We start from the raw sequence: 26,314 nt of genomic DNA on the forward strand, positions 1-26,314 counted from the left end.
CGCCATCACGGTTTGCGCGCTGATGCCCAGTACGCGGGCCGTGTCGCGAATGCCGCTGCCGTTCAGGGCCAACTGCTCAATTTTGTCGGCCGTGCCAGGCGCCGCGCCTTTGTGCTGATAGTGTAGCTGAAAGCGGCGGCGACACCTCGTGCAGCGGTAGCCCTGTCGTCCATCGGCTGTACGCCCATGCCGGTACACGTGTTCAGGCTGGTGGCAATGCGGACAAACAACAGCTTCGTAGATCATACCCCAAGATAGTACTTTCTACTTATCTAACACACGACCCTTTTTATGAGCGCAGGCTGCGAGAAAAAACAAGTAGCACCCGCTCCCTCATTAGAAGGCAAATGGGCCGCCGACAGCGTACATATTGCATCTTATAGTTCTGATAACAAGATAGGGCCTGTCACTTCCTTATTAGCTGGTCCGAATACAGCCATAACTTTTTCTGGCTCCACGCTAACAGATCAAGGTAGCCTTGTCTTTTTGGGTAGTGGTAATAACTTAGTTCAATACAATTACACACACGATGGTAATTCCCTCACGATAAGCCACCCAACTATACAGCTTAAATACACAGGTTCAATTGAGTTGCTTACCAATAGCCGCTTACAGCTCGCTTTTATAAGACCTGCTGTTTTTGGCAATACGCTGTTATACCAAGAAGTCTTTTACTCAAGATAACTCAGCTCAGGAGTTCTTCCACCCCCGCGCGCAATTCCGGCCAGAACTCCGCGAAATCGGCCTCGTAGGCGGGCAGCTCGGCCAGGAAGGCGGCGGCTCCGGTAGCCATTACGGCGCCGGCGGGCACGCGGCGGCTGAGGCCCAGCAGCGCCTGTTGCAGGCCCGTGGGGTGGGCGTAGCCGGTCAGCCAGTCGCCGAGGCGCATGTGGTGCAGCAGGGGCTGGAGGCGCTCGGGTATTTCGTGGCGGCGGGCGTGCAGTAGGGCGTACTGGCGCTGGGCAAACTGCGGGAGCGGCTCGGCAGGGTGGTAGCGGGCGAAGTCGCGGGCCAGCAGGTGGTCGTAGCCCATGTCGGCCACCACGCCGGCCCACTTGCCCAGGCCCGAGGCGGCGCGCAGGCGGGCGGTGGTGCGGCGCACGATGGGGTGGGCGTCGGTAAACGAGTCGATGAAACGGTGCAGGCGGATGCCGCGCTGCACGGGCTCGGGGTAGACCAGCAGCCCGGCCCGGCCCCGCACGGCTTCGGCCGCGAAGTTGCCCACTACTAAGTCTTCGTAGTGGGGCGTGGTGGCGGGCGAGCCGGAGAGCAGCAGGTGGGCCAGAAAATTCATGGGTAGCGGGGGGCAAGGTCGGTAAAATACGGGCAATGCGGGCCGCGGGGCCAACCCCAACCGGAGCCGGGCCGTATTTACTTTCGCGCCTCCGGCTCTGGTTGGGGCGCTTGCTTCCTATTATTTACGCAACCCAAACCCGCCCTGTCATGGCTGAGAAAACGCCCGTAACGAACGACGTTAAGAAACTGCTCGAAAAAATCAAGGACATCAACATCTGCATGATGACGACTACCTCCGATGAGGACCAGTCGTTGCGCAGCCGCCCGATGGCCACCCAGAAGCCCGAGGCCGACAACTCCCTGCTCTTCCTGACCGATAAGGACTCGGCCAAGGTGTACGAAGTAAAGAAAGACAGCCACGTAGGCCTGAGCTACGGCAACCCCGACGACAGCGTGTACGCCTCGGTTTCGGGCCGCTGCAACGCCTACCGCGACCAGGCCAAAATCGACGAGCTGTGGAGCGAGGACATGAAAGCCTGGTTCCCCAAGGGCAAGGATGACCCGAACATCATGATTCTGAAGGTCGAGATTGACAAAGGCGAGTACTGGGATTCGCCCAGCGGCCTGCTCAGCCGCGCCTACGCCTACGTGCGCTCGGTAGCCACCGGCGAGAAGAGCGACTCCGACGACGTGAACCAGCACGCCAAAGTGAACCCCAAGTAGCCTATATTTGGCTGATTGCAAAAGGGCCGGAAGCAATTCCGGCCTTTTTTTGTTGTCCGATTAGCGTTTCCCGCAGCGGCGCGCAGAGGTTTCCGCAGAGGACGCGGAGCTGTTCTACAAGCTTTTCAACCTTGCTGACTACTCTTTCTATTATCACCCTTCTCCCCGACCAGCGGCGCTGGGGGTTTGCCCAGATGGGCACCGCCCAGCAACCCCTACGGCGGGTAGCGGGCCTGAAGTTCGCCAAGCTGCTGGGCAGCGGGGCCACCAATGGTTTTGGCGCCCTGCCCAATCTGCGCCGCTACGGCCTGATGGCCGTTTGGGAATCGGAAGCCGCCGCCGAGACATTCTTTGCTCAGCACCCGCTCTGGCAGCAGTTTCGGGAGCGCACCACCGCTATCTGGACGGCCCACCTGACTCCCATCAAGGCGCACGGCCTCTGGGATGGGGTGAACCCGTTCGACTACGCCTCCGAAACGGCCGCGCCCGACGAGCCGGTGCTGGTGCTCACGCGGGCGTCTATCCGGCTGCTGAAAACGCCCCGCTTCTGGCGCTACGTGGCCCCGGTAAGCGCCACTATTGCCGATGCGCCGGGCGTGCGCGCCGCCATCGGGCTGGGCGAGCTGCCCATCGTGCGCCAGGCCACCGTCAGCCTCTGGAATTCGGCCCGCCAAATGCAGGACTACGCCTACCGCAACGAGAAACACAAGGAAGTTATCCGCCTCACGCGGCAGGAAGACTGGTATTCGGAGGAAATGTTCGCCCGGTTTCGGGTGCTGAGCACGGAAGGGGTCTGGGAGCTTAGAAGTGAGAAGTGAGAAGTGAGAAACGGTACGGCATAAGATGCCAAATAGAACGTCATTCTGAGCGAAGCCGAAGAATCTCTACCGCAATGCCAATCCTGACGACTGCAACGAAGCGGTAGAGATTCTTCAGCTTCGCTCAGAATGACGTTCTCACTTCTCATCTCTCACTTCTAAGCTCCCCCTCCCTCACCGCTTCTTCCGGTCGCGCAGCAGCTCCCGCAGCTCGTCGTCTTCGGGGGTGGGTGGCACCAGGCGGTAAGTTTTGCCAAACCTTTCGGTTTTCACGAGCTTGGCAGCCCGCAATTCTTCGCGCAGGGCGTTCAGCTTGGAGTATTCGGTGTAGAGATGGGTGGCAAAAAGAGCAATGCCCGGCCGCAGGGCCTCGAACTCGTTGAGGGCCAGCAGCCATGAGGTGATGCGCTGGTACACGTCGCGGCCCCGGCTGCTGGCCAGCGCCTGCTCGGTGCGCTCCATTACGGCGTCGAAGGTGGCTTCGGGCTGGAGGCGGGCCGTGAGGGCAAGCAGCTCCGGGATGCCGCTGGCACTCAGCCACTGCTGGGCCAGCAGGTAGGCCAGCAGCTCCGGCGCGCGGTTTTCGGCCACCAGCAGCCCGGCCCCGAACAGCGGGTTGCTGCCGCCCCAAGCCTTGCGCTGGCGCTCCACCTGCTCGTCCACGAACTGCCGCCGTTGCGCCGCACTCCAATGCGGCCGCAGCTGCTCGTAATCGGCCAGCGACTGAGTGCTGCGGCAGCGCTGCTCCAGGGCCGTCAGGTACAGGCTTTCGTCGTCGGCCAGCGTCAGGTGTTCGAGGATGTAGGGGTCGAGGCGGTGGCTGAACTGCTCCCGGTGCTGGCGCAGCAGCCGTAGCAGGTTGGGGCGGTCATCGCGCTGGCGGTAATGGTCGAGCAGGCGCTGAAGCAGGCCGAAATCCTGGCCGGCGTGGGCCTCGGCGGTGCGCCGCCACAGCGCGTCGTCGGCCAGCGCCTCGGCGGTGTGCAGCAGCAGGTGGGCCTGGTCGGGGCTCAGAGGCCGCCCAGTGGCTTCGAGGCGCGGGCGCAGCCGGGCCGCGGCGGCCGGGGTGCGGGTCAGGTCGGCCAGCAGGTCGGCGAAGTAGTCGGGCGGGGAGCCTTGCTGGGCGTAGCGGTCGAAAAGCAGCGTTAGTGCGGCCTCCGTTTTGGCGTCGCCGAAGTCGGTGGTTTTCAGCCGCGCATCAACTCCCGACTCATTCAGCAGCCGGTCCCAGCAGTCGAGCACCCGCGCCGGGTAGCCCTCGTAGCTGAACAGGCTGTACTCGTCGTCGGCCGGGTCGGTGGCAGCCACCGCGCCCTCGTACACGCCAATCCAGTATTCCAGAGCGCGGGTCAGGCGGCCCTGGGCCAGGTGCCCGGCCACGAGGCGGGCGAAAGGCAGGAGCACGTCCCCGATGATTCCGTCAGCCAGCTCCAGCATACCGTCACCCTCGTCATGCAGGTATTCGCTGTAATAATCGGTGTGCTCCGATAGTGCGTCGTCATCGAACACCAGGTCGGCCAGCGCCTCGTACACTTCGGTGCTCACTTCCTCGATGGTCGTCAGCTCTTCCGCTGGGGCAGCGGCGCTTTTGGGCGGAGCCGGAGCGGCGGCAGCGGCGGCGGGGGCCAGGTGCAGCAGAAACTGCTCCCGCAGCCTGGGCTCGGTACGCAGCAGGTTGGTCAGAAAGGCCAATTGGGTGGTAACGGGCGTGTCCAGTAACGCCTGCAGCAGCGCCTGCTCGCTGGTATCGGGCATGGGCAGGGGCTCAACCGGCGAGCCGAACTTTTGCAGCACGGCCAAACCCAGCGCCACGGCGTGCTTGCAGATGCCGTCGTAGTCGTAGGGGCAGTTGCAGCGGTAGGTGGCCCCGGTTTTCTCCACCGTGAGGCGCACCTTGTAGCGCTCGGAGCCTTCCACGCGGGCCTTGAACGTGTTATTTTCGCGGCTGATTTTGCCCACGTAGCCCCGTTTGAAATACTGCTGGCCCCGCTCGTAGCTGGTGGTGTTGGCAGCGGCTTTCAGGTTCTGGCGCGTGAACATAGGCTTGGGGGTAAATGGGCGGGGGTAAATTTCCGTAATTTCGCCCGCTTACACGCCTCCAACCTACAGCCCGAAAGCTATCCGCTGACGGCTATTAGCTAACAGCTCCGTCAACCATGCCCGGCTACCATCCCCAGGATATTGAGAAAAAGTGGCAGGACTTCTGGAAAGACCACCAGACGTTCCAGGCCGATAACGCCTCCGAGAAGCCCAAATATTACGTGCTCGATATGTTCCCGTACCCCAGCGGGGCGGGGCTGCACGTGGGCCATCCGCTGGGCTACATTGCTTCCGATATCGTGGCCCGCTACAAGCGGCTACGCGGCTATAACGTGCTGCACCCCATGGGTTTCGACTCGTTTGGGCTGCCCGCCGAGCAGTACGCCATCCAGACTGGCCAGCACCCGGCCGTTACCACCGAGCAGAACATCAGTACCTACATCCGCCAGCTTTCGGCCCTGGGCTTCAGCTACGACTGGAGCCGCGAAATCCGCACCTCCGACCCGGCATATTACAAGTGGACGCAGTGGATTTTCCTCAAGCTGTTCAATAGCTGGTACAACTTGGAAACCAACCGAGCCGAGCCGCTGAAGACGCTGCTCGACAAGTTTGCCACGGGCGGCAGCGCGGGCATCCGGGCGGCCGGCGACGAGGCCGAGCGCCATGACTTTACGGCCGGGCAGTGGCAGAGCTTCTCAGAAAAGCAGCGCCTGCAGGCCGTACACCCCTACCGGCTGGCTTACCAGCAGGATACCTACGTGAACTGGTGCCCCGGCCTGGGCACGGTGCTCAGCAATGATGAGGTGAAAGACGGCCTCTCGGAGCGCGGCGGCTTCCCCGTTGAGCGCCGGCTGATGCCCCAGTGGAACCTGCGCATCACCGCCTACGCCGACCGCCTGCTCGCCGGCCTCGACCAGCTCGACTGGCCCGACGCCGTGAAGGAAATGCAGCGCAACTGGATTGGCAAGAGCCAGGGCGCCAGCGTGCGGTTCCCGGTGTATTTGCGCACCGCCGAGGGCGAGATGAAGCCCCAACCCGAGGAAATCGAGGTGTTCACCACCCGCGTTGACACCATCTTCGGCGCCACTTTCCTGGTGCTGGCGCCCGAGCTGGACCTCACGCTGGCGCTGGGCGAGCGGGCCGCGGCCCAGGCCGACTACTCGCCCGAGGCCTCGCAAACGTGGAGCGAGCTGCAGGCCTATGTGAAAACGGCCGTCAACCGCTCGGAGCGCGAGCGGCAGACCGACGTGAAAACCGTGAGCGGCGCGCCCACCGGCTTCTACGTGCAGAACCCGTTCACGCTGGAGTACGTGCCCGTCTGGACCGCCGACTACGTGCTGGCCGGCTACGGCACCGGCGCCGTGATGGGCGTGCCCAGCGGCGACCAGCGCGACTGGCTGTTCGCCACCCATTTCAACCTGCCCATCCGCCAGATTCTGGATGCCCAGCAGAACCTCGACCAGCAGGCCGACCCCACCAAGGAGGGCCGCTACATCAACTCGGGCTTCATCACCGGCCTCACCTACGACGAGGCCCTGGAGCAGCTGCGCCTGCGCCTGCGGGCCAACCGCGTGGGCGAGCCGAAAACCACCTTCCGCATCCGCGACGCCATTTTCGGCCGGCAGCGCTACTGGGGCGAGCCCATCCCGATTTACTACAAGGACAGCGTAGCCTACGGCGTGGCCGAAGCCGACCTGCCGCTGGTGCTGCCCGAAATTGACGCCTACAAGCCCACCGAAACCGGCGAGCCGCCCCTGGCCCGCGCCCAGGATTGGCTGTACAAGGGCCAGTACCCCTACGAGCTGAGCACCATGCCTGGCTGGGCCGGCTCGAGCTGGTACTACCTCCGTTACATGGACCCGCACAACGCCGAGCGGTTCGTGGGCGAAGAAGCCGAAGCCTACTGGCAGAACGTGGACCTCTACCTCGGCGGCGCCGAACACGCCACCGGCCACCTGCTCTACTCCCGTTTCTGGCACCTGTTCCTGAAAGATTTGGGTCTGGTAACGGCTAATGAGCCGTTCCAGAAACTCATCAATCAGGGGATGATATTGGGCCGTTCGAACTTCGTGTATCGCGTCAACGGCACCAATACGTTCGTCTCGCTGGGCAAGAGAGACCAATATGAAACCACCGCTTTGCATGTGGACGTGAGCATCGTAAACAACGATGTCATGGATACAGAAAGCTTTAAAAAGTGGCGTCCTGATTACGCAATGGCAGAATTTATTCTCGAAGATGATGGCCGCTATATCTGTGGCTCAGAAGTCGAGAAAATGTCTAAAGCCAAATTCAACGTCGTAAATCCTGATGTGCTGGTGGCTCAATACGGGGCCGATGCGCTGCGGATGTACGAGATGTTTCTGGGGCCGCTGGAGCAGTTTAAGCCCTGGAACACCAACGGCATGAGCGGCGTAGCGGGCTTCCTGAAAAAACTCTGGCGCCTCTACCACCCCCAGGATGGTGCCTTCGCCGTAACCGACGAGCCCGCCGCGCCCGCCGAGCTGAAGGCCTTGCACAAGGCCATCCGCAAGGTGGAGGAAGACATCGAGCGGTTCTCGTTCAACACCACCGTCAGCGCCCTGATGATTACGGTGAACGAGCTGACGGCCCTAGCCTGCCACAAGCGGGCCGTGCTGGAGCCGCTGGTGGTGCTACTCTCGCCCTACGCGCCGCACCTGGCCGAGGAGCTGTGGGCCGAGCTGGGCCACGCGCCCGGCTCCATCAGCCAGGCTCCCTACCCCGAGTTCCGCGAGGAATTCCTGGTCGAGGACACGGTGAACTACCCGGTGGCCATCAACGGCAAGGTGCGCGAGCAGCTGCAGTTCCCGGCCGCCGCCACCGCCGCCGAGATTGAAGCCGCCGTCCGCGCCACCGATGTGCTGGAGCGCTTCGCCGAAGGTAAGCCCGCCAAAAAGGTAATTGTAGTGCCGGGGCGAATGGTGAATATCGTGGTGTAATTTTTAGGTGTTAGAGGTTAGGAATTAGGGCTTAGAAAAAGAACTGTCATTCTGAGCGGAGCGAAGAATCTCGCGTGCTATAGTAGTCCTGTCGTAGGAAATTACTTTGGCACGCGAGATTCTTCGCTCCGCTCAGAATGACAGTTCTTTTTCCAAGCCCTAATACCTAACCCCCTAATACCTAAAATCTACCCCAGCACCTGCTTCACATCCGGCAGCGTCAGCCAGGGGCGGTGGCGCTCCAGCATGCGGTGGCAGTTGGCGCACACTACGGCGTATTCGGAGGCTTTGGGCCGGCAGGATTCGGTGAGTTCGGCGGGCGGAACGGTGTGGTGGAACTCGATGAAATCGGTACCGGGGCGGCCGTAGGTCTTCTCGAAATCGAAGCCGCACACTTGGCAGAACAGGTGGCCGTGCTCGTGAATATAGGCGTGGCGGGCGGCTTCGGTAGGCTTACGGCGCCGGTCGAAGCGGTGGTGCAGGCGGGCGGCGGCTTTGCCTTCGGGGAAGTCGGGGTGCGCGTTGGCGGCGCTGGCAAACTCGTTCAGGTCGAGTTGCAGCGAGTTGCCGGGCGTGAGCCAGAACCGGCGGGCCTTGGCGTAGGGCGGCTTTTCCTTGGGATTTTCCAGGCCCAGCGAGCGGGCGTACTCCTGGTACAGGCCGTTGAGCTTCTCGCTGGCGAAGGGCAGCGCGTGCAGGGCCTTTTCGAGGGCCCGGGTGGTGGCCCGCACCCCGCTGCCGGCCTGGCCAACGTGCCTGGCCGCCGAGTTGCCCTGAAAGCCCACGAACGAGCTGGGGTAGAAACGCATGGCCCCGTTCAGCTCGGCCACCACGAAGTAGCTGCCACGCTCCAGCAACCGCAGGGCCAACTGCCGGGCTTCGGCATCGTCGCCGTGCAGGTAGCTTTCAAAGGTGCGGATATTGGCGGCAATATCGTCGTGGGAGTTGCTGAGGCGCATAAGCGGGGGGGGTGTGGTGTCCCGCGTGTACGCCTGCCCCGCGCCGGGGTTATGCCGACTCCGCTTCCTGGGCCGCCAGCTCGGCCCGCACGGCGCGGGGCAGCGAGGCGCGCACGAGGTCGTAGGAGTGGTCAATCAACTCGCGCAGCTGCCCGCCCGAAATGCCCGTGCCGAGGAGCACCGTATTCCAGTGCTTCTTGTTCATGTGGTAGCCGGGCACGATGTATTCGTGCCGTTCGCGCAGCTCCTGGGCCCGCTCGGGGTCGCACTTGAGGTTGATGCTGGCGAAGGTAGTGAGGTCAGTGAGGGCGAAAATCTTGCCGCCAACCTTGAACACGAGCGTATCGGGACCGAAGGGCATATCGTCGGTGGCGCCGGCTTTCAGCAGGCAATAGTCGCGGAAGTCTTCGATATGCATGGGTCGATTCTGACTAAAAAAACTGTCATTCTGCGCTTGCGAAGGACCTTATCACGTTTAGAGACTTTGCTCTCGCGTAATAAGGTCCTTCGCAAGCGCAGAATGACAAGGGACTTTGCGGTTTGGGCCTACCGGATAAACCAGCGGTACATCAGCACCAGAAACGCCACCAGAAACATCGACATGCTCAGCTTATTGATGAAGTGCATGGTGCGCAGGTTGAAGTTGGTGGGCCGGCTGGGGTCGTTCTTGCGAAAGAAATAACCGAACACGGGGCCGAGGTCGAACAGATTTTTACGCATAAAAAGAAGGAGTTGCGGATTCGGAAAGATAACATCGGGCACCGGAAAAAGATTTGCCGGCCGCTTCATAAATGGATGAAATGCCGACTCTAGCCGCGGTAAAGCTGCTCCAGCTGCTGCCTGTTATTCTCGCGGATAATCTTGCGCCGAACTTTCAGCGTGGGCGTCAGCTCGCCCGATTCGATGCTCCAGGGCACGGCCACCAGCGCTACTTTTTTGATTTGCTCCCAGTCGGCGAAGTGGGCGTTGGCTTCCTTCAGGAGCTGCTCGTAGCGCTGCTGCACCCGCTCGTCGGCCACCAGCGCCGCGTCCGACAGCTCGGCGGGCAGGCCCTGGCTGGCGGCCCAGGCGCGCAGCTCGGCAAAGGCCGGCACCAGCAGCGCGGCCGTATACTTCTCGCCCTCACCCACCACCATCACCTGCTCCACCAGCGGCGACTCCGACAGCTTGGACTCCAGGGGCTGCGGGGCCACGTACTTGCCGTTGGCGTTCTTGAACATTTCCTTCTTGCGGTCGGTAATTTTCAGAAACTTGCTCTGCACCAGCTCGCCGATATCGCCGGTATGCAGCCAGCCGTCGGCGTCGATAACCTCGGCCGTGAGGTCGGGGCGATTATAGTAGCCCTGCATCACGGAGGGCGAGCGGGTCAGGATTTCGCCGTCGGGAGCAATTTTCACCTCCACGTTGGGCAGCACCGGGCCCACGGCCCCAATCAGGTTGTTCTCCGGCTCGGGGCGGCTGGCGGCAATTACGGGCGAGGTTTCGGTCATGCCGTAGCCCTCCATCACCCGGATGCCGGCCGCCCAGAACACCCGCGCCAGCCGCGGCTGCAACGCCGCGCCACCGCAGATGATGTAGCGCACCTCGCCGCCCAAGGCTTCCCGCCACTTGCTGAACACCAGCTTATTGGCCAAGGCGAGCTGCGCGTTGTACCACCAGCCCTGGTTCTGCTGGGTATCGTAGCGCAGGCCCAGGTTCAGCGACCAGTCGAACAGCTGGCGCTTGGCCCCGGTCAGCTGCTGGCCGGTGGCCACAATCTTGTCGAATATCTTTTCGAGCAGCCGCGGCACCGTGGTGAAAGCCTGCGGCTGCACTTCGCGCAGGTTGTCGGCAATGAGGGCCACGCTCTCGGCGTAGTAAATGGTCATCTTCAATTGCAGGTACAGAAACGTGGCCGTGCGCTCGAAAATATGGCTCAGCGGCAGAAAGCTGAGCGTTTTGGACCCCGGCGCCAGCGGCAGGTAGGTCAGCAGATTCTCGCAGTTGAAGAGGATGTTGCGGTGGCTGAGCATGACGCCCTTGGGCCGGCCGGTGGTGCCCGAGGTGTAGATGAGCGTCAGCAAATCGTCGGGCTGCACGGCGGCCTTGAGCGGCGCCAGCTCGGCCGGGTCGGCAGCGGCCCCCCGGGCCAGCAGGTCGGCCAGCGAGGGCGTGCCGGGCATGGGGTCGAAGGTGAAGATGTGCGCGGGGCCCGCTTCGAGCCCGGCCACGGCCTGCTGCACCTTGGTCAGCAGCGCCGCATCCTGCACCAATACCACCCGCACGCCGGCATCCTGGAAAATGTGGCGGTAATCGTCGACGGTGATGGTGGGGTACATCGGCACGCTCACGGCACCGAGCTGGGCAATGCCCATGTCGGCCACCACCCATTCGGGGCGGTTGTTGCAGATGATGGCTACTTTGTCGCCGGCCCCCACGCCCAGCGCCCGCAGGCCCAGGCTGACCTGGTCGGCGCTTTGCTGCACCTGTTGGGCACTGAGCGGCTGCCAGCGGCCGTCGCGCTTTTCTACCAGGCAATCGGCCCGGGGAGTGGTTTCGGCCAGGTGGGCCAGCAAATCGAAGGTGCGGGAAAACGTCATGGCGCGGGAATTCGGGAGAAGCACGGAGCAGCGGCAAACCGCAAACATAGCTCAACCAGTCCGGCCAGCCCCGCCCGCGGCCAATAGGCCATAATTTTGTTGGTTGAAGCCGCTGTTTGGCTTCCGCAGCCGCCGGTTCCTATTCAGCCGGCTCCCGCGCCAGCCGCTCGATGTCGGGCACCTCCAGCAACGGGCGGGCGTAACCGGTTTGTGCCACCCGCAGCATGGCCTGGCCCAGCCCGGCCAGCGTGCCGAAGTAGCGGGGCAGCAGCCCGCCCAGCACCGGGTACAGCCAGCCGATGTAGCGGTAATAGCCCAGGGTATTGCGCAGGCCCGGCGTGGGCCGCAGAAAGCCCGGCCGGAACATATATGCCGCCCGAAAGCCCAGGGCCAGCAGCTCGTTCTCAGTCCGGCCCTTCACCCGCGCCCACATCGAGCGGCCCCGCTCCGAAGAATCGGTGCCCGCGCCCGACACGTAGCAGAACGTGAGGCCGAAGCCGTTGCGCGCCAGCAGCGTGCGGGCGAAGTGCAAAGTCAGCTCGTAAGTCAGGCGGCTATACTCCGGTTCCTTCAGCCCCACCGACGATACGCCGAGGCAGAAGAAGCAGGCGTTGTAGCCCGCCAACTGGTCGGCAATAGGCGCGAGGTCGAAAAAGTCGGCCACCAGAACCTCCCGCAGCTTGGGATGGGTGTAGCCGCTGGGTCGGCGGCTGACGGAGAGCACCTGCTCCACCTCGGGGTCGCGTAGAGCTTCATGCAGCACGCCCTCTCCTACCATGCCGGTTGCTCCGGTGATGATGACACGTAGTTTCATGGAGCGTGGCGCAGGATTGTAAGACTAAAAAATTAGAAGTTAATCCAACTGAAAAATGCGGGCTGGATTGGCTGTATTGCAAGCCAGCACGATGTTGGCTGTTTCTTCGTTACTTTAGCTAACCTCTATTTCTTCTACTTATGAAACTCACCTTAATCATCCGCCAGGGAAAAAAGCGGCTCATTGGCCAGTTAAAGGAGTTACCAGGCGTCCTTACTCAGGGCGACACGGTAGCCGAAGTGAAGGAGAACATCCACGATGCACTAGCCCTCTACCTGGAAGATATGCGGGAAGATGATTCGGACGGCAATTCTGCCAATATCATTGCGCAGGAAGAACTGGAATTCGCTTAGCCTCTCGTTGCCATGAAGCGCGGCAAGTTCATCAAGCACCTGGAAAGCCACAACTGCCCGCTCCACCGCCACGGCAGCCGCCACGATATTCACAAGAACGAGCAAACCGGCAAGCGCACCAGCGTTCCGCGCCACGGCGACATTGACGAGGAGTTATGCAAGGAAATCTGTAAGCAGCTGGGAATTCCGAAGATTTAGGGCCTAGAGATATCACCTACCCTCCCATCGGCTCCAGCACCTCCTTCTCTACCCACTTGCCGTCCTCGCGCATCAGGTCAATCAGCTCGTCTACGGCGCGCTCTTCGGGCACCGATTTCTTGATGACTTCCTGGCCGCGGTAGAGCGCGATTTTGCCCTTGCCCACGCCCACGTAGCCGTAGTCGGCGTCGGCCATTTCGCCGGGGCCGTTCACGATGCAGCCCATGATGCCGATTTTAACGCCCTTGAGGTGGTCGGTGCGCTGGCGAATCATGGCCGTGGTTTCCTGCAAGTCGAACAGCGTGCGGCCGCAGCTGGGGCAGCTGATGTACTCGGTTTTACTCATGCGGGTGCGGGCCGCCTGTAGAATGCCGAAGCTGAGCTGGTTGAGGCCGTCGATGTCGCGCAGCAGCGCCTCTTGGTCGTCGGTGGGCAGCAGGTCGGTGCAGAGCGAGATACCGTCGCCGAGGCCGTCGATGAGCAGGCCGCCGACGTCGGTGGCGGCGTCGAGCTGGGTTTGGGCGGGGTTGCGCATGGTGTAGACGCGGCGCACCACTGCCGGGCAGGTAACGCCGGCTTCGATGAGGGCAAAAAACGCCTGCCGCAGCTCGGGCATGGCGTGGGCGTTGGTGGTTTCCAGCACCAGCACCACCCGCCGCTCGGGCCGCAGCCGCGCCAGCAGGTCGGCATCGAGGCTGGCCAGCTCCAGCAGCAGGAAATTGAGCTCCGGATGCAGCGGCGCGTCGTCGGCCATGTACGAATCGGGCGTGAGCAGCGGGTAGTGGTCGGCACGGCGGCCGGCATCGAGCCAGGCCGTGTAGCTCACCACTTCGCGCAGGCCGTTGGGCAGCATGAACGGCGCCGGCCGCTCGCCGGTATAGATGTAGTCGGCGCCCAGGTCGCTCATCTGAAACTTATCCAGAAACGGCGAGTACAGGTGCCCGGCAGCCCGCAGGTCGGCGTATTCCAGCCGCGGCAGCCGCGACAAATCGGTAATCACCCGCGGCACGTTCAGCCCCCCGAAATTGAGTACCTCGTGCGTGTCGCGCCGGTGGTACTGGAACGGATTGATGGGGGACTTTGAGCTGTTAGCTAATAGCTGCTGGCTGTCAGCTTCGTCTTTATTGGAGCTGTTAGCCGTTAGCTGCTGGCTAATAGCATCGTTCAGCGAAGAGCTATCAGCTAACAGCTTTAAGCTGACCGCTTCAATCGGCTTTGCTTCCTCCGCGCGGTGGGTGTAGCGGTTGATGAGCATACGGGCCACGGGGGCTTCGGCTTCGGGGGCTTCGGTCAGGCTCACGCGCACGGTGTCGCCGAGGCCGTCTTCGAGCAGTGTACCGATGCCCACGGCGCTTTTGATGCGGCCGTCTTCGGCCTCGCCGGCTTCCGTCACGCCCAGGTGCAGCGGGTAGGGTTGCAGGCCTTCCTCGTCGAGCTTTTGCACCAGCAGACGGTAAGCCTGCACCATTACCTGGGTGTTGCTGGCCTTCATGCTCAGCACCACGTCGTAGTAGTTCTCCTCCTCGCAGAGGCGCAAAAACTCCAGCGCCGACTCCACCATGCCCAGCGGCGTATCGCCGTAGCGGCTTAATATTCTATCCGACAGCGAGCCGTGGTTGGTGCCGATGCGCATGGCCGTGCCGTACTGCTTGCAGATCTGCACCAGCGGCCGGAACCGCTCGCGGATGCGCTCCACCTCGGCCGCGTAGCTGCTGTCGGTGTATTCGATGACGTCGAACTTCTTTTTGTCGGCGTAGTTTCCGGGGTTCACGCGCACTTTCTCCACAATGCGGGCGGCCAGCTCGGCGGCGTTGGGCGTGAAGTGGATGTCGGCAATCAGCGGCACCTGGCAGCCGCGGCGGCGCAGCTCCTTCTTGATTTCGAGCAGGTTCTGGGCCTCCTTCACGCTGGGGGCCGTGATGCGCACGTACTCGCAGCCGGCCTCCACCATGCGCAGCGTCTGCTCCACCGAGCCCAGCGTGTCCATGGTGTCCACGGTGGTCATGCTCTGCACCCGAATCGGGTTCAGGCCGCCCACCGGCAGGTCGCCAATCTTCACCTCGCGGCTCAGGCGGCGCTTGTACTCGGTCAGGCTGGGGCAGTACGTCTTGTTCATAGCAGGAAAACCAGGGGCCGCGGGCGAAAGTTGCGCGGCAACACAAAGGTAAGCGGTGAGGTTGGGTGATGGGGTGATGAGGTGATGAGGTGATGAGGGAACGGCACTGTCATCACCTCATCACCTCATCACCCCATCACCCAAACTCACTCCTTCCCGGCCAGCGAAAACACCTGTTCGAGCGCGTAGGTCTGCACGCCGGGGGTTTCGTTGAGGGCGGCGTGGCGCATGGCGCGGGCCACGGTGCGGGCATGAATGGGGCGGTAGCTGCGCAGCAGCGGCATGGCGCTGGCCGCCGTAGCCAGCCACAGGCCCACTTTTTCGGCCGGCCGGCTTTCGGCGCGCGGGCCGGCCAAAATGCCGGGCTGCACAATGCGGATGCGCTGGAAAGGCAGCCGCTTTACGTCGCGCTCCAGCTCGCCCTTCATGCGGCTGTAAAAGAGCAGCGCTTCGGCATCGGCCCCGGCCGACGACACCAGCACGTAGGCCGGCACGCCGTTTTCGGCGGCGGCTTTGGCGGCCTGGTACTGATACTGGTAATCAACCTGATACTGGGCCTGCTGGCTGCCAGCCTGGGCCAGCGTGGTGCCCAGGCTCGAAAACAGCACGTCGCCGGTCAGCAAATGGCTCCAGGCGCGGGGCTGGTCGAAATCAACCAGATGCTCCTCCAGCCGCGGATTTTGGTAGCCGGTGGGCCGGCGGGTGAAAACTTTGAGGTGCCGCAGCTGCTCGTCGGCGAGCAGCTGGCGCAGCAGGTAGTCGCCTACCAGGCCGGTGGCCCCAATCAAAAGTGCGGTTTGCATGGTAACGGGTACGTAAACAAGCGAAAATGCCCAAGCTCAACCGTAGCTTGTACAAGGCCTAACGCCAGCGCAAGTATTTTGTTGAATGAATATTTGAAGAACCCGCGTCAGGACAGCAGCAGCACGATTTTACCGATGTGGCTGCTGCTTTCCATCAGCCGGTGAGCCGCCGCGGCCTCAGCCAGCGGGAAGGTGCGCTCGATAACGGGCTTCAACCGGCCGGCCGCCACTACGGGCCAGACGTGGCGCTCCACCTCCCGGGCCAGGGCCGCCTTAAACCCGACCGAACGGGGCCGCAAGGTACTACCCGTGATGGTAAGGCGCCGGCGCATCACGTCGAGGGCGTTGAATTCGGCCTGGGCGCCGTGCATGGCGTTGATGAAAACCAGCCGGCCGTCGTCGCGCAGCAGACGCAGGTTTTTGGGCGTGTAGTCGCCGCCAATCATGTCCAGCACCACATCGGCCCCGCCGGCGGCGGCCACCACGGCTTCAAAGTCTTCTTCCTTGTAATTGACAACGATATCGGCGCCGAGGCGGGCCACGGCGGCGCACTTTTCGGCCGAGCCGGCCGTGGTGGCCACCCGGCTGCCCAGGGCGTGGGCCAGCTGCACGGCCATTACGCCAATGCCGCTGCTGCCGCCGTGCACCAGCAGGGTTTCGCCGGGCAGCAGGCCGCCGCGCTGAAACACGTTGTGCCACACGGTGAAGGCTGTTTCGGGCAGGCTGGCGGCCTCCGGCAAACTCAGGCCGGCCGGCACGGGCAGGCAGCTGCCGGCCTCGGCCACCGCGTATTCGGCGTAGCCACCGTGGCTGAGCAGCGCACACACGGCGTCGCCGGGCTGCCAGCGGCTTACGCCAGGGCCGCAGGCTTCGATATGGCCCGCTACTTCGAGGCCCGGCACGAGGCCGGCCACATCAGCGGCGCCGGCGTACTTGCCCTGGCGCATCAGCACATCGGGCCGGTTTACGCCGGCGGCGGCCACGCGCAGCAGCACCTGGCCGGGGCCGGGCTCGGGGCGGGGGCAGGAAGTCTGGAGTTCGAGCACGGCGGGGCCGCCGGCTTCGCGGATCGTAATGGCTTTCATAGGATAGGTAACAAGGGCCGGCAACCGGCCGCCCCGGTGAACGTAAGCTGAACTTTACGGCTAAACGCCCCGCGGGGGTATGGTTGGGCTTCGGGCCGGCTTTTGCCGGCGGGCCAGCCGCGTTTTAGCGGCCGACTCATCAACGCAACTGTTTGGCTACTTTCCGCCTCTCTTCCGCAGGCTTCGTTATTCTCTCCATGAAAAACCCGCTTCAGGTTCCCCGGTTTCTGCGTGCTGCCGGGCAAACGGGCCGGCTGGCCGCCTGGCAAACCGGGCGGCTGTTCCGCAAAGCCGCCCGCTCGGCCCTCGATGCGGTGCAGGATGTGCTGCGGGCCGAAGTAGTGCAGGGCAACGGCGAGCTGGTGCGCGACTTTCTGGTGGGCAAGGCCCTGCCCGTGGCCCGCACGCTGCTGCTCGAACGCATGGCCGCCCGGTTGCTGCTGAAGATAGGCCTGCGCGGGGCCCTGGCCTCCAATGTGGTGGGCTGGGTGCTGCCGCTGGTCATCGAGCAGCTGCTGAAAGCCGGCCGCAACTCGGGTTTGTTTGAGAAAGTGGGCCAGCATGCCACGGTGCAGGACACGCTCCGGCGCCTCGACGAGCTGCGGGCCGCCACCTGGAAGCGCCTCGCTCCCGACCACGGCAGCGGGGCCGAATGGCTGCCCGACGACCACGAGCCGCCCGCCCGGCTTTCCGCCTAGGCTCGGCCTGGATTTCGGCTTGAGGGGGTCAAAAACCGCGCTTTTTCACGAATAATTCCCATTCCAAACTTTATTTTTTATATCTGAATATTCGGCATTTGAAGCAAATCCAACCCGTTGATTCGGGCCGTACGTCGGCCCACATGAAAGATACTGCTGCACCGGCAGCGGGCGAATCCCTGCGGTTTCCGCCCGTTCGAACTGCCCTGCGCGACCTGTACCGCAGCCTGCGCCACCTGCCTTCTTCCGACCCCTACGCCCCCGCCCGCCTGGCCCGCATTGCCGATCAGGCCGAATACCTGCTAGAAGCGTGGCCCGCCGGGCAGTGGCCCGCGGCGCTGCACGCGGGCCAGCAGCTGCCGCCCCGCGCCGTGCTGCTGGGCTGGGTAGCCACCGCCCGCCGCGACATCGGCCATGCCGGCACGGCGCCCGGCAGCAACTGGACCTACCCGCAGTGGCACCGCATCAGCACCACGCTGCTGGCCGCGCTGGTCCCGTTTGCCTGAGGCGCCGGCCACCGCCGTTTTTCGGGCCGATTTCTTTCGGCTAAGCCTCAGCCGTTAAGCGGCCCGCCCCGCAGCGGGCATTTGGTAGGCTGGCACTATTTCTCCATTTTTGAGGAATTTGGCTCCTCCCTCCGGCCCTGCTCCCCGCTTCATGATGCAAGAACTCACCAACGGCTTCGGCAAAGTGTACCTGACCATTGCCTACGACCCGGCCAACCGGTGGGTACACAACGATTGGATCGGCTACCAGACCTACGCCGGCATCGTGGCCGGAGCCGACGCCTGCCTGGTGCCCCTGCGCAAGCACGCCTGCCCCTATCTGCTCAACGACAACCGCCAGGTGATAGGGCCCTGGGACCACGCCGTGGAGTGGATTGTAACCGACTGGGCCCCGCGCGCCATTGCCCAGGGTCTCACGCACTTCGCCCACGTGGTCAGCCCCGAGGCGCTGGCGGCCGTGTCGGCCGAGGCCATGCACATCGGCATCAGCGGGCAGCTCGAAATGAAGATGTTCGGGGATGTGGAGGCGGCCAAAGCCTGGCTGCGGCAGGCGCAGCGGGCCGTAGCAAGGTAGTTCGCGAAATTAGTCTTACTCCATTAGTCTTACTCCAGCCGCTACCCCTTATTCAGCAGGCCCACAAAAAAAGCCGCATCCTCCCGGGGATGCGGCCTTTCCAATATCGGGGCGCGGAGAAAAATTCCCACCCAACTCCGGCCCGACTCCGGCCCTGGCTTAGTGCAGGAACAACAGTTCGCGATACTTTACCAGGGGCCAGTCCTCATCGTCCACCATCAGCTCCAGCTTATCAACCGAGCGGCGGATGGTGTCGAAATGTACTTTTACCGTGTCGCAGTAGGCCAGGGCCTGCTCGCGGGTGTCGGTTATTTTGTTGGCTACTTTGCGGGCCTTTATCATTTCCACCACCTGCGTTTTGATGATAGACACATGGCGGGAAATGGATTTAATGGTGTCGAGCGTGCCGTTGGTATACTCGTCGTCGAGGCCCAGTTCGCGCAGGCCGCGCACGTTGTTGACGAGCTTGGTCTGGTAGGCCAGGGCCGTGGGCACGATATGGTTGATAGCCAAATCGCCCATCACCCGGCCCTCAATCTGGATTTTCTTGACGTAATCTTCGAGCACAATTTCGTGGCGGGCGTGTAGCTCGACGGGCGAATATATGTGATGGCGCGCAAACAGCGCCGCCGACTCGGGCGTGACGATGGCGTCGAGGGCCTGGGGCGTGGTGGGCAGGTTGCTCAGGCCGCGGCCCAGCGCCTCCTCCTTCCACTCGTCGGAGTAGCCGTTGCCCTCGAAGCGGATGGCCTTGGAGCTGATGACGTACTCGCGCAGCACTTCCACGATGGCCACCTCCTTCTTGCGGCCGTCGGCGATGAGCTTATCCACTGCCTGCTTGAACTCAATGAGCTGGTCGGCCACGATGGTGTTGAGCGTGGTAACGGCCGACGAGCTGTTGGCCGACGAGCCCACGGCCCGGAACTCGAACTTGTTGCCGGTGAAGGCGAAGGGCGAGGTGCGGTTGCGGTCGGTGTTGTCGAGCAGAATGGCCGGAATCTTATCGATGCCGAGCTTGAGGTAGATGTTGTCGCCCTTGTCGAGCGGCACTTTGGCCGTGCGCTCCAGCTCGTTCATCACCGAGTCGAGCATCGAACCCACAAACACCGACATGATGGCCGGTGGGGCCTCGTTGGCGCCCAGGCGGTGGTCGTTGCTGGCTGAGGCGATGCTGGCGCGCAGCAAATCGGCGTGGCGGTGCACGGCCTTGATGGTGGTGATGAAGAACACCAGAAACTGCAGGTTCTCCTTGGGCCGGCGGCCGGGCGCGAGCAGGTTTACGCCGGTATCGGTGCTCAGGGCCCAGTTGTTGTGCTTGCCCGAGCCATTGACGCCGGCAAAGGGCTTCTCGTGCAGCAGCACCTTAAAGTCGTGCTTGTCGGCCACGCGGGCCATCACGTCCATCAGCAGCTGGTTGTGGTCGACGGCGAGGTTGGCCTCCTCGAAGGTGGGGGCGCACTCGAACTGGTGGGGCGCCACCTCGTTGTGGCGGGTGCGCAGCGGAATGCCGAGCTTGTTGGCCTCCTCCTCGTACTCGAGCATGTAGGCGTGCACCCGGGCCGGAATCGAGCCGAAATAGTGGTCGTCGAGCTGCTGACCCTTGGCCGGCGAGTGGCCGAACAGGGTGCGGCCGGTCATCATCAAATCGGGCCGGGCCGTATACAGGGCCTTATCGACCAGGAAATACTCCTGCTCGATGCCCAGCGTGGTCGTTACGCGGGTTACTTCCTTGTCGAAGTAGTGGCACACGTCGAGGGCGGCCTTTTCGAGCACCTCCAGCGACTTGAGCAGCGGGGCCTTATAGTCGAGCGCCTCGCCGGTGTAAGCCACGAAAATGGTGGGAATGCACAGCGTTTTGGCCCCGCCGGTTTCAATGATGAAGGCGGGCGACGTGGGGTCCCAGGCCGTGTAGCCGCGGGCCTCGAAGGTATTGCGGATGCCGCCGTTGGGGAAGCTGGAGGCGTCGGGCTCCTGCTGCACCAGGGCCGAGCCCTTGAAGTTTTCGATGGGCCGGCCGTCGGAGTTGAGGTCGAAGAACGAGTCGTGCTTTTCAGCCGTGGCCCCCGTCAGGGGCTGAAACCAGTGGGTGTAGTGGGTGGCGCCCTTGGCCATGGCCCAGGTTTTCATGGCCGAAGCCACCGCGTCGGCCACATTGCGCTCCACGGGCGTGCCGTGCTTGATGGCGCCCTGCAGCTTTTTGAAGTATTCGCCGGGCATGTTGGCCCGCATGGCCTCCAGGTTGAAGACGTTGCGGCCGAAGCTGTCGGAGCGCCGTTCACCGGTATTGACGACGGCCAGCGGCTGGCGCTGAGAAACCTGCTCAAGCGCTTTGAAGCGAAGAATAGCCATAAAAGGCAGTAAGTGTTAGATGGAAGAAGCGGCTAACGGTGTGACGTTTACCAACGGGTCAAATGTACGAGCCGACGATAAAAAAATACTATGCTGCCCTTAATTTTTCACCCCATTCCGGAGTAATCATCTATTTCTAGCCGAATACCCCCTTTTATTTTACCCTATTTTGGCATAATACCTCACTATCCAGCTAAAGCGGGGTAAAATACCAAGGATTATATACGTTAGCCCGGTTTAGGGCCGTATGGCAGTTGGCACGGGGTATAGAAGCCGGGGCTCTACCTTTACGGGCGTGAAAAGCCGCTTCGCGTTTCAGCCGCGCTACTTTATATTCTGGCTGCTGTATTTCGGGTTGGTCCGGGCCCTGTTTCTGGTCTACTACCTGCCGCGCACCGGGGCGCTGCCGGCCGGCACGGTGCCGCGCATCTTCGGCCACGCGCTGCGGCTCGATGCCTCGGCAACGGCCTACCTGTGTCTGCTGCCGTTTCTGCTGTTCGTGGTGGGCAGTCTGGCCGGCAAACGGTTCGGGCTGGGGCGCGGGTTACGTGGGCTCACGATGGTGCTGGTGGCGCTGGTGGCCCTGCTCACGGTGGCCGACCTGGCGCTGTACGGCCCCTGGGGCTTCCGGCTCGATGCCACGCCGCTGCAGTACCTGCGCACGCCGGGCGAAGCGGCGGCTTCGGCCACGCCGGGTTTGCTGGGGCTGGGGCTGGGTTTGTGGCTGGCGCTGCTGGGCGCGGGCTGGGGCCTTTATAAAGGAGTGGTGGGCCGCCTGCCCGAACTGCCGGCGGGCTTCGGCCGGGGCCGGGCGGCGCTGGCGGGGCTGCTGTACCTGGTGCTGCTGGTAGTGCCGCTGCGCGGGGGCCTGCAGCAGATTCCCATCAACCAGGGCGACGTGTACTTTTCGGCGGTGCCCTTCGCCAACCACGCGGCCATCAACGTGCCCTGGAACGTGCTCAACGCGCTGCGGCTGCAAACCAGCACCCGCAACCCCTACCAATTCCTGCCCGACACCACCGCCAAGCGCCTCACGGCCAGCCTCTACCCAGCTACTACTGCCGCCGGCCCCGACACGGTCCGGCTGCTGCGCCCCGGCCTGCCAAAGCCCAACGTGTTGTTTATCATTCTGGAGAGCTTCACCGGCAAGCTGGTGGGCCATTTGGGTGGCGAGCCGGGCGTTACGCCCACGCTCGACAGCCTGAGCCGCACCGGCGTGGCCTTCCGCAACGTGTTTGCGGCTGGCGACCGGAGCCAGAAGGGCCTCGTGGCGCTGCTCTCGGGCTACCCCAACCAGCCGGCCACCAGCATCATCAAGTACCCGCGCAAAACCGAGCAGCTGCCCCATCTGGCCCGGGTGCTGCGCGAGCAGGGCTACAGCACGGCCTACTACCACGGCGGCGAGCTGGCTTTTGCCAACATGAAAAGCTACCTCGTGACGGCCGGCTACCAGCGCTTCACCGAGCGGGCCGACTTCCGAACCCAGGACCAGAACGCCAAGTGGGGCGCCCACGACCACGTGCTGCTGAACCGGATGCTGCAGGAGTTGCCCCGGCAGCCCCAGCCGTTCTTCGTCACGGCCTTCACGCTCAGTTCCCACGAGCCCTTCGACGTACCCATGCGCGCTCGTTTCCCGGGTTCCGACGAGGCCAGCCGCTTCCGCAACTCCATGTACTACACCGACCACGTGCTGGGCCAGTTCCTGCAGCAGGCCCGCCGGCAGCCCTGGTGGGCCAACACGCTGGTGGTGCTGGTAGCCGACCACGGCCACCCCCAGCCCGGCAACTCGCCCGTGCACCACCCGGCCAAATTCCGCATCCCGCTGCTACTTACCGGCGGCGCGCTGGCCCCCGCCGCCCACGGCCGGCAGGTGCTCACCTACGGCTCGCAAACCGACGTGGCCGCCACGCTGCTGCACCAGCTACGCCTGCCCGCCACCAACTTCCCCTGGAGCCGCGACCTGCTGGCCCCCGCCCCGCCCACCTGGCCCGGCGGCGCGGCCTTCTACTCCTTCACCGACGGCTTCGGCGTCGCCACGCCCGCCGGCACGGTAACCTACGACAACGTAGCCCGCCGCGTCATCGAGCAGGATTCGGCCGTATCGAAGCGGCAGTTGCGCTTCGGGCAGGCGTATGAGCAGGTGTCGTTCGGGGATTTTCTGGGGAAGTGAGAGGGCGGCTGGGGCGTAGCTTAGCGGGAATGGCAAAAGCGCTGTTTTTGGTTGGTCTACATCGTGGGAAAGCTTACAAGGAAAATATGAAATTCTTCTTTTAAGCCAAAAAAAATCTGCCTATATATTTTGCATGGAACAGTTGACATGGCTTGAGTTGCATTCTGATAAAATGCATAATTTTCTTCAGGAGGATGAATTCTACTCAACCCCTCTACGCGATGCATTAAAAATATCGATTCCATTTAAATCGTTGCATGATTGTCTACATGGGTATGATAAGGCCGGGTCTTATCTGAGAAAAAGATCTGTGACCTTAGAGGAAAAAGGCAGAATTTCTAGTTGCTTTGGCTTAGCTATAGCTAAGTTCTTAATTGAACAAAAACACTTCAAATGGAAATTGAAAAGGCGTTCTTGGACTAAGATTTACTACGAACCACTAATCCTATATAAAAATGATCAATATACTGATCCAGTAGGTGTATCAGTGAGGTGTTTGACTAAAAACAGAAAGTTGAGTTTCGAATTTTATTACTGGGCTCTTACAGATATTACTTTCGATGATTTATCAAAAGAACTATTATCTGAGCAGGTAGAATCTTAACTTATTTAAAGTATTTTCGTGGGTTTCCCTACAATGTAAGCCAATCAAAAACATAGACTTCTATACCCACCTTCCAACCCCGCCGCCTCACTGCCCGAAGCTTGCTGCTTCCGCCGTATCTTTGCGGCCTTGCTTATGGATATGGAAACCAAGAAAGTTGCCTTTTACACGCTGGGCTGCAAGCTCAACTTCTCCGAGACGTCCGCCATCGGGCGGCAGTTTGAGGAGGCAGGCTTTGTGAAAACCGCCTTCGAGGACGCGGCCGACATCTACGTTATCAACACCTGCTCCGTCACCGACCACGCCGACCGCAAGTGCCGGAAGGTGGTGCAGCAGGCGCTCAAGCACAACCCGGCGGCTTTCGTGGCCATCGTGGGCTGCTACGCCCAGCTCAAGCCCCAGGAGATTTCCGAGATTCCCGGCGTGCACGCCGTGCTGGGGGCGGCCGAGAAATTCCAGCTCGTCGAAACCCTGGCTGGCTTCACCCGGCCCGCCGCCGGGCAGCCCGGCCGGGTGTTCGCCTCGCCCATTTCGGAGGCCACCGAGTTCCACGCCGCCCACTCCTACGGCGACCGGACCCGCACCTTTTTAAAGGTGCAGGACGGCTGCGACTACTCCTGCTCGTTCTGCACGATTCCGCTGGCGCGCGGGGCCAGCCGCTCGGGCTCGGTGCAGAGCGTGGTGGCGCGCGTGCAGAAGCTGGCCGAAACCGGCGTGAAGGAAATCGTACTCACCGGCGTCAATCTCGGCGACTTTGGCCTGCAGGGGCCCGAACGGGAACGGCGGGAGAATTTCTACGACCTCGTGCGGGCGCTGGATGAGGTGGAAGGCATTGCCCGCTTCCGCATCAGCTCCTGCGAGCCCAACCTGCTCTCCGACGAGATTATCCGCTTCGTGGCCCAATCGAAGCGGTTTATGCCGCACTTCCACATTCCGCTGCAGTCGGGCTCCAACAAAATTCTGGGCCAGATGCGCCGCCGCTACCGCCGCGAGCTGTACCAGGAGCGCGTGGCGCTTATCAAGCAGGTAATGCCCCACGCCTGCATCGGCGTTGATGTTATCGTGGGCTTCCCGGGCGAGACCGAGGCCGATTTCTTGGAAACCTACCAGTTTCTTCAGGGGCTCGACGTGAGCTACCTGCACGTATTCCCGTACTCGGAGCGGGCCAATACGCTGGCGCCCAGCTTGCCCGGCCGCGTGCAGGACCGCCACCGCCACGAGCGCACCACTCAGCTGCGCGTCCTCTCCGAGAAGAAAAAGCGCTTTTTCTACGAGCAGCACGCGGGCCTCGAAACGCAGGTGCTGTTCGAGGATGACGTGACCAACGGCCAGATGGAGGGCTTCACGCCCAACTACATCCGTGTAACGGCCCGCTACGACCCGCTGCTGGTGGGCGAGCTGAAGCCGCTGCGCCTGACTGCCGTGAGCCCGCAGAATCTGATGGAAGCCGAGGAAATGGGCATCGAAGCATTCCAGCACTAATCGCCACTCCATAAAAAGCAGGGGCCGCATCAGCAATAAGCGTGATGCGGCCCCTGCTTTTTTAGCCAGTGGCAAACCTGGCCGATACCGGTTTTAGCAGCACCCACCGCCCGGCGTGCAGGCCGCCATTGGCAACTGCGGCAGCGCGAAGTCGGCCGCAGGGATGCCGCAGGCGTCCTGGGCCAGGCAGGCCGTTTGCTTGGGCAGCAGCCGGAAGTCGGTGCCGTCGAAAGCCAGGTCGAAGCGGCTAATGGTGGCTTGCTGGTATTCGACCTCGATATTCAGGTCGTCGCGGCCCAGCACTTTAGCCGACAGCTCCAGAATGTGCAGAAACTTCTTCGGGGCCAGCCGGTGGTCGTAGTCGCCGGCCTCCCAGAGCTGGAAATTGGCGGCCTGCTCGTAGCGCTCAACGCCGCCGCAATCAATGAAATGCCGGCTGATAAGGCCGACCTCCGTTACGTGGAAGTGTGCGGGCAGCAGAGCGCCGTCGGGCAGGCGAAAGTTGATGGCGGTAAGCGTGGGGAGAATCGCTTTTATTTCGGAAATAGTCATGCTCAAAAGGGTAAAGTGAGTGACAGAATGTTCTTAGCAGGCGCAGTCTTCGGTGGGTCCGCAGACCGGCGCAGCGGCCGTAGCCAGGGCGAAGAAGGCCGTAAACTGCTGCTGCACACGGGCCAGCAGCTCGGTGTTGAGGCAGTAGCAGACCGTCAGGCCGTCAATTTCCCCGCGAATCAGGCCCACGGCCTTCAGCTCCTGCAGGTGCTGCGACACGGTGGTGCGCGAAAGCGGTAGCTCGGCGGCAATGTCGCCGGAGATGCAGGTTTGGCGGGCGGCCAGCAGCTGCACAATGGCCACCCGCGCCGGATGAGCCAGCGCCTTGGCTACGCGGGCCAGCTGTTGCTGCTCATGGGTAAAGGCGGCGGTTTTAGCGTACGTCATGGCACAGGGAAAGCATGACGTAAATATACGACATAGTTTGCTCAACCTCGCGAAAAAACAGAAAGCCCCAGCATCGACTCGGACGCGGGGGCTTTATTAAATCGGTTTTCAGGCCAGTGCGCAGCATGTGGCCGGCCGGCAGTAGCGCGAACTTTGTAGTTCGCGCCCCCGGGCCGTTCGGACAGTCTTCTCAGCGCAGGAACGCGAACTACAAAGTTCGCGCTACTTGGCAGGCTTACCAGCGGAGGAACGCGAACTACAAAGTTCGCGCTACTTGCTACTTGTACAGCAACCGAAAGGCTGCTCTG

General features: G+C 62.6%; 25 protein-coding genes. 11 read left to right on the forward strand and 14 right to left on the reverse strand.

Translation table 11 applies throughout. The features are described 5' to 3' along the window. Both H145_RS20125 and H145_RS0105760 read right to left on the reverse strand, forming a co-directional pair. Positions 1-246 (reverse strand): IS1/IS1595 family N-terminal zinc-binding domain-containing protein (locus H145_RS20125; RefSeq protein WP_019947188.1); only part of this gene is annotated, 246 nt, incomplete at its 3' end. Positions 247-685: 439 nt separating this feature from the next. Next, positions 686-1,294 (reverse strand): acyl carrier protein phosphodiesterase, encoded by a 609-nt coding sequence (locus tag H145_RS0105760; RefSeq protein ID WP_019947189.1) that lies wholly within the window; start codon positions 1,292-1,294, stop codon positions 686-688. Between the two features lie 149 nt (positions 1,295-1,443). Between H145_RS0105760 and H145_RS0105765 the strand changes: the two genes are divergently transcribed. After that, entirely contained in the window at positions 1,444-1,959 is a 516-nt protein-coding gene (locus H145_RS0105765; protein WP_019947190.1) for a pyridoxamine 5'-phosphate oxidase family protein, read from the forward strand. 131 nt (positions 1,960-2,090) lie between these two features. Continuing rightward, positions 2,091-2,777, forward strand: a complete 687-nt coding sequence (locus H145_RS0105770; protein WP_026351286.1) for a hypothetical protein — start codon at positions 2,091-2,093, stop codon at positions 2,775-2,777. Positions 2,778-2,951: 174 nt separating this feature from the next. Here H145_RS0105770 and H145_RS0105775 read toward each other — a convergent pair whose 3' ends face one another. Beyond that, complete coding sequence (locus tag H145_RS0105775) at positions 2,952-4,817, reverse strand: SWIM zinc finger family protein (RefSeq protein WP_019947192.1); 1,866 nt, start codon at positions 4,815-4,817, stop codon at positions 2,952-2,954. Between the two features lie 116 nt (positions 4,818-4,933). Here H145_RS0105775 and leuS point away from each other — a divergent pair, with 116 nt between their 5' ends. Beyond that, positions 4,934-7,777 (forward strand): leucine--tRNA ligase, encoded by a 2,844-nt coding sequence (leuS, locus tag H145_RS0105780; protein WP_019947193.1) that lies wholly within the window; start codon positions 4,934-4,936, stop codon positions 7,775-7,777. A gap of 188 nt (positions 7,778-7,965) precedes the next feature. Here leuS and H145_RS22585 read toward each other — a convergent pair whose 3' ends face one another. The 5 genes from H145_RS22585 to H145_RS0105805 all read right to left on the reverse strand — a co-directional run bounded on the left by H145_RS22585 (position 7,966) and on the right by H145_RS0105805 (position 12,129). Continuing rightward, positions 7,966-8,736 carry an HNH endonuclease gene (locus tag H145_RS22585; RefSeq protein WP_019947194.1) on the reverse strand — a complete coding sequence of 257 codons (771 nt, stop codon included), beginning with the start codon at positions 8,734-8,736 and terminating at the stop codon, positions 7,966-7,968. 49 nt (positions 8,737-8,785) lie between these two features. Then, positions 8,786-9,154, reverse strand: a complete 369-nt coding sequence (locus tag H145_RS0105790) for an MmcQ/YjbR family DNA-binding protein (protein WP_019947195.1) — start codon at positions 9,152-9,154, stop codon at positions 8,786-8,788. A 128-nt stretch (positions 9,155-9,282) separates the two neighbouring features. Then, the gene (locus H145_RS24455) at positions 9,283-9,456 is read right to left on the reverse strand and encodes a DUF6728 family protein (protein WP_019947196.1); all 174 of its coding nucleotides are present in this window, start codon (positions 9,454-9,456) and stop codon (positions 9,283-9,285) included. An 89-nt stretch (positions 9,457-9,545) separates the two neighbouring features. Then, positions 9,546-11,315: an AMP-dependent synthetase/ligase gene (locus H145_RS0105800; protein ID WP_019947197.1), complete on the reverse strand. Its 1,770-nt coding sequence runs from the start codon at positions 11,313-11,315 to the stop codon at positions 9,546-9,548. Between the two features lie 139 nt (positions 11,316-11,454). Next, a complete protein-coding gene (locus tag H145_RS0105805) occupies positions 11,455-12,129 on the reverse strand; it encodes a Rossmann-fold NAD(P)-binding domain-containing protein (protein ID WP_033425946.1) in 675 nt (224 codons plus the stop codon). Positions 12,130-12,269: 140 nt separating this feature from the next. On the opposite strand from H145_RS0105805, the gene H145_RS20135 reads away from it, so the two are divergent. Both H145_RS20135 and H145_RS0105815 read left to right on the forward strand, forming a co-directional pair. Next, on the forward strand, positions 12,270-12,482 hold the full coding sequence (locus H145_RS20135) for a type II toxin-antitoxin system HicB family antitoxin (protein WP_019947199.1): 213 nt from the start codon (positions 12,270-12,272) through the stop codon (positions 12,480-12,482). Between the two features lie 12 nt (positions 12,483-12,494). After that, positions 12,495-12,680, forward strand: coding sequence for a type II toxin-antitoxin system HicA family toxin (locus H145_RS0105815; protein WP_019947200.1), 186 nt, complete (start codon positions 12,495-12,497; stop codon positions 12,678-12,680). A 16-nt stretch (positions 12,681-12,696) separates the two neighbouring features. On the opposite strand, the gene ispG is transcribed toward H145_RS0105815, so the two are convergent. The 3 genes from ispG to H145_RS0105830 all read right to left on the reverse strand — a co-directional run bounded on the left by ispG (position 12,697) and on the right by H145_RS0105830 (position 16,684). Then, complete coding sequence (gene ispG, locus H145_RS22590; protein ID WP_019947201.1) at positions 12,697-14,796, reverse strand: (E)-4-hydroxy-3-methylbut-2-enyl-diphosphate synthase; 2,100 nt, start codon at positions 14,794-14,796, stop codon at positions 12,697-12,699. A 146-nt stretch (positions 14,797-14,942) separates the two neighbouring features. Then, positions 14,943-15,599 carry an NAD(P)H-binding protein gene (locus tag H145_RS0105825; protein ID WP_026351288.1) on the reverse strand — a complete coding sequence of 219 codons (657 nt, stop codon included), beginning with the start codon at positions 15,597-15,599 and terminating at the stop codon, positions 14,943-14,945. Positions 15,600-15,706: 107 nt separating this feature from the next. Then, positions 15,707-16,684, reverse strand: a complete 978-nt coding sequence (locus H145_RS0105830; RefSeq protein WP_019947203.1) for an NAD(P)H-quinone oxidoreductase — start codon at positions 16,682-16,684, stop codon at positions 15,707-15,709. A gap of 197 nt (positions 16,685-16,881) precedes the next feature. Here H145_RS0105830 and H145_RS0105835 point away from each other — a divergent pair, with 197 nt between their 5' ends. The 3 genes from H145_RS0105835 to H145_RS0105845 all read left to right on the forward strand — a co-directional run bounded on the left by H145_RS0105835 (position 16,882) and on the right by H145_RS0105845 (position 18,462). After that, entirely contained in the window at positions 16,882-17,382 is a 501-nt protein-coding gene (locus H145_RS0105835; protein WP_019947204.1) for a hypothetical protein, read from the forward strand. 143 nt (positions 17,383-17,525) lie between these two features. Then, on the forward strand, positions 17,526-17,888 hold the full coding sequence (locus H145_RS0105840; protein ID WP_157541248.1) for a hypothetical protein: 363 nt from the start codon (positions 17,526-17,528) through the stop codon (positions 17,886-17,888). A 151-nt stretch (positions 17,889-18,039) separates the two neighbouring features. Then, positions 18,040-18,462, forward strand: a complete 423-nt coding sequence (locus H145_RS0105845; RefSeq protein WP_019947206.1) for a hypothetical protein — start codon at positions 18,040-18,042, stop codon at positions 18,460-18,462. Positions 18,463-18,621: 159 nt separating this feature from the next. Here the strand turns inward: H145_RS0105845 and H145_RS0105850 are convergent, their stop codons facing one another. Beyond that, positions 18,622-20,811 carry a glutamine synthetase III family protein gene (locus H145_RS0105850; RefSeq protein ID WP_019947207.1) on the reverse strand — a complete coding sequence of 730 codons (2,190 nt, stop codon included), beginning with the start codon at positions 20,809-20,811 and terminating at the stop codon, positions 18,622-18,624. A gap of 295 nt (positions 20,812-21,106) precedes the next feature. Between H145_RS0105850 and H145_RS0105855 the strand changes: the two genes are divergently transcribed. The 3 genes from H145_RS0105855 (at position 21,107) to mtaB (ending at position 25,067) form a co-directional block, all read left to right on the forward strand. Then, positions 21,107-22,981: an LTA synthase family protein gene (locus H145_RS0105855; protein WP_019947208.1), complete on the forward strand. Its 1,875-nt coding sequence runs from the start codon at positions 21,107-21,109 to the stop codon at positions 22,979-22,981. A gap of 133 nt (positions 22,982-23,114) precedes the next feature. Next, positions 23,115-23,585: a hypothetical protein gene (locus H145_RS23985; RefSeq protein ID WP_157541250.1), complete on the forward strand. Its 471-nt coding sequence runs from the start codon at positions 23,115-23,117 to the stop codon at positions 23,583-23,585. Between the two features lie 135 nt (positions 23,586-23,720). Further along, positions 23,721-25,067: a tRNA (N(6)-L-threonylcarbamoyladenosine(37)-C(2))-methylthiotransferase MtaB gene (gene mtaB, locus H145_RS0105860; RefSeq protein ID WP_019947209.1), complete on the forward strand. Its 1,347-nt coding sequence runs from the start codon at positions 23,721-23,723 to the stop codon at positions 25,065-25,067. A 93-nt stretch (positions 25,068-25,160) separates the two neighbouring features. Here the strand turns inward: mtaB and H145_RS0105865 are convergent, their stop codons facing one another. Both H145_RS0105865 and H145_RS20145 read right to left on the reverse strand, forming a co-directional pair. Continuing rightward, the gene (locus H145_RS0105865) at positions 25,161-25,619 is read right to left on the reverse strand and encodes a DUF6428 family protein (RefSeq protein WP_019947210.1); all 459 of its coding nucleotides are present in this window, start codon (positions 25,617-25,619) and stop codon (positions 25,161-25,163) included. Positions 25,620-25,652: 33 nt separating this feature from the next. Next, a complete protein-coding gene (locus H145_RS20145) occupies positions 25,653-26,006 on the reverse strand; it encodes an ArsR/SmtB family transcription factor (protein WP_019947211.1) in 354 nt (117 codons plus the stop codon). Between the last annotated feature and the right edge of the window lie 308 nt (positions 26,007-26,314).

Origin of the sequence: Hymenobacter aerophilus DSM 13606, from assembly GCF_000382225.1 — a bacterium.
GTDB lineage: Bacteria > Bacteroidota > Bacteroidia > Cytophagales > Hymenobacteraceae > Hymenobacter > Hymenobacter aerophilus.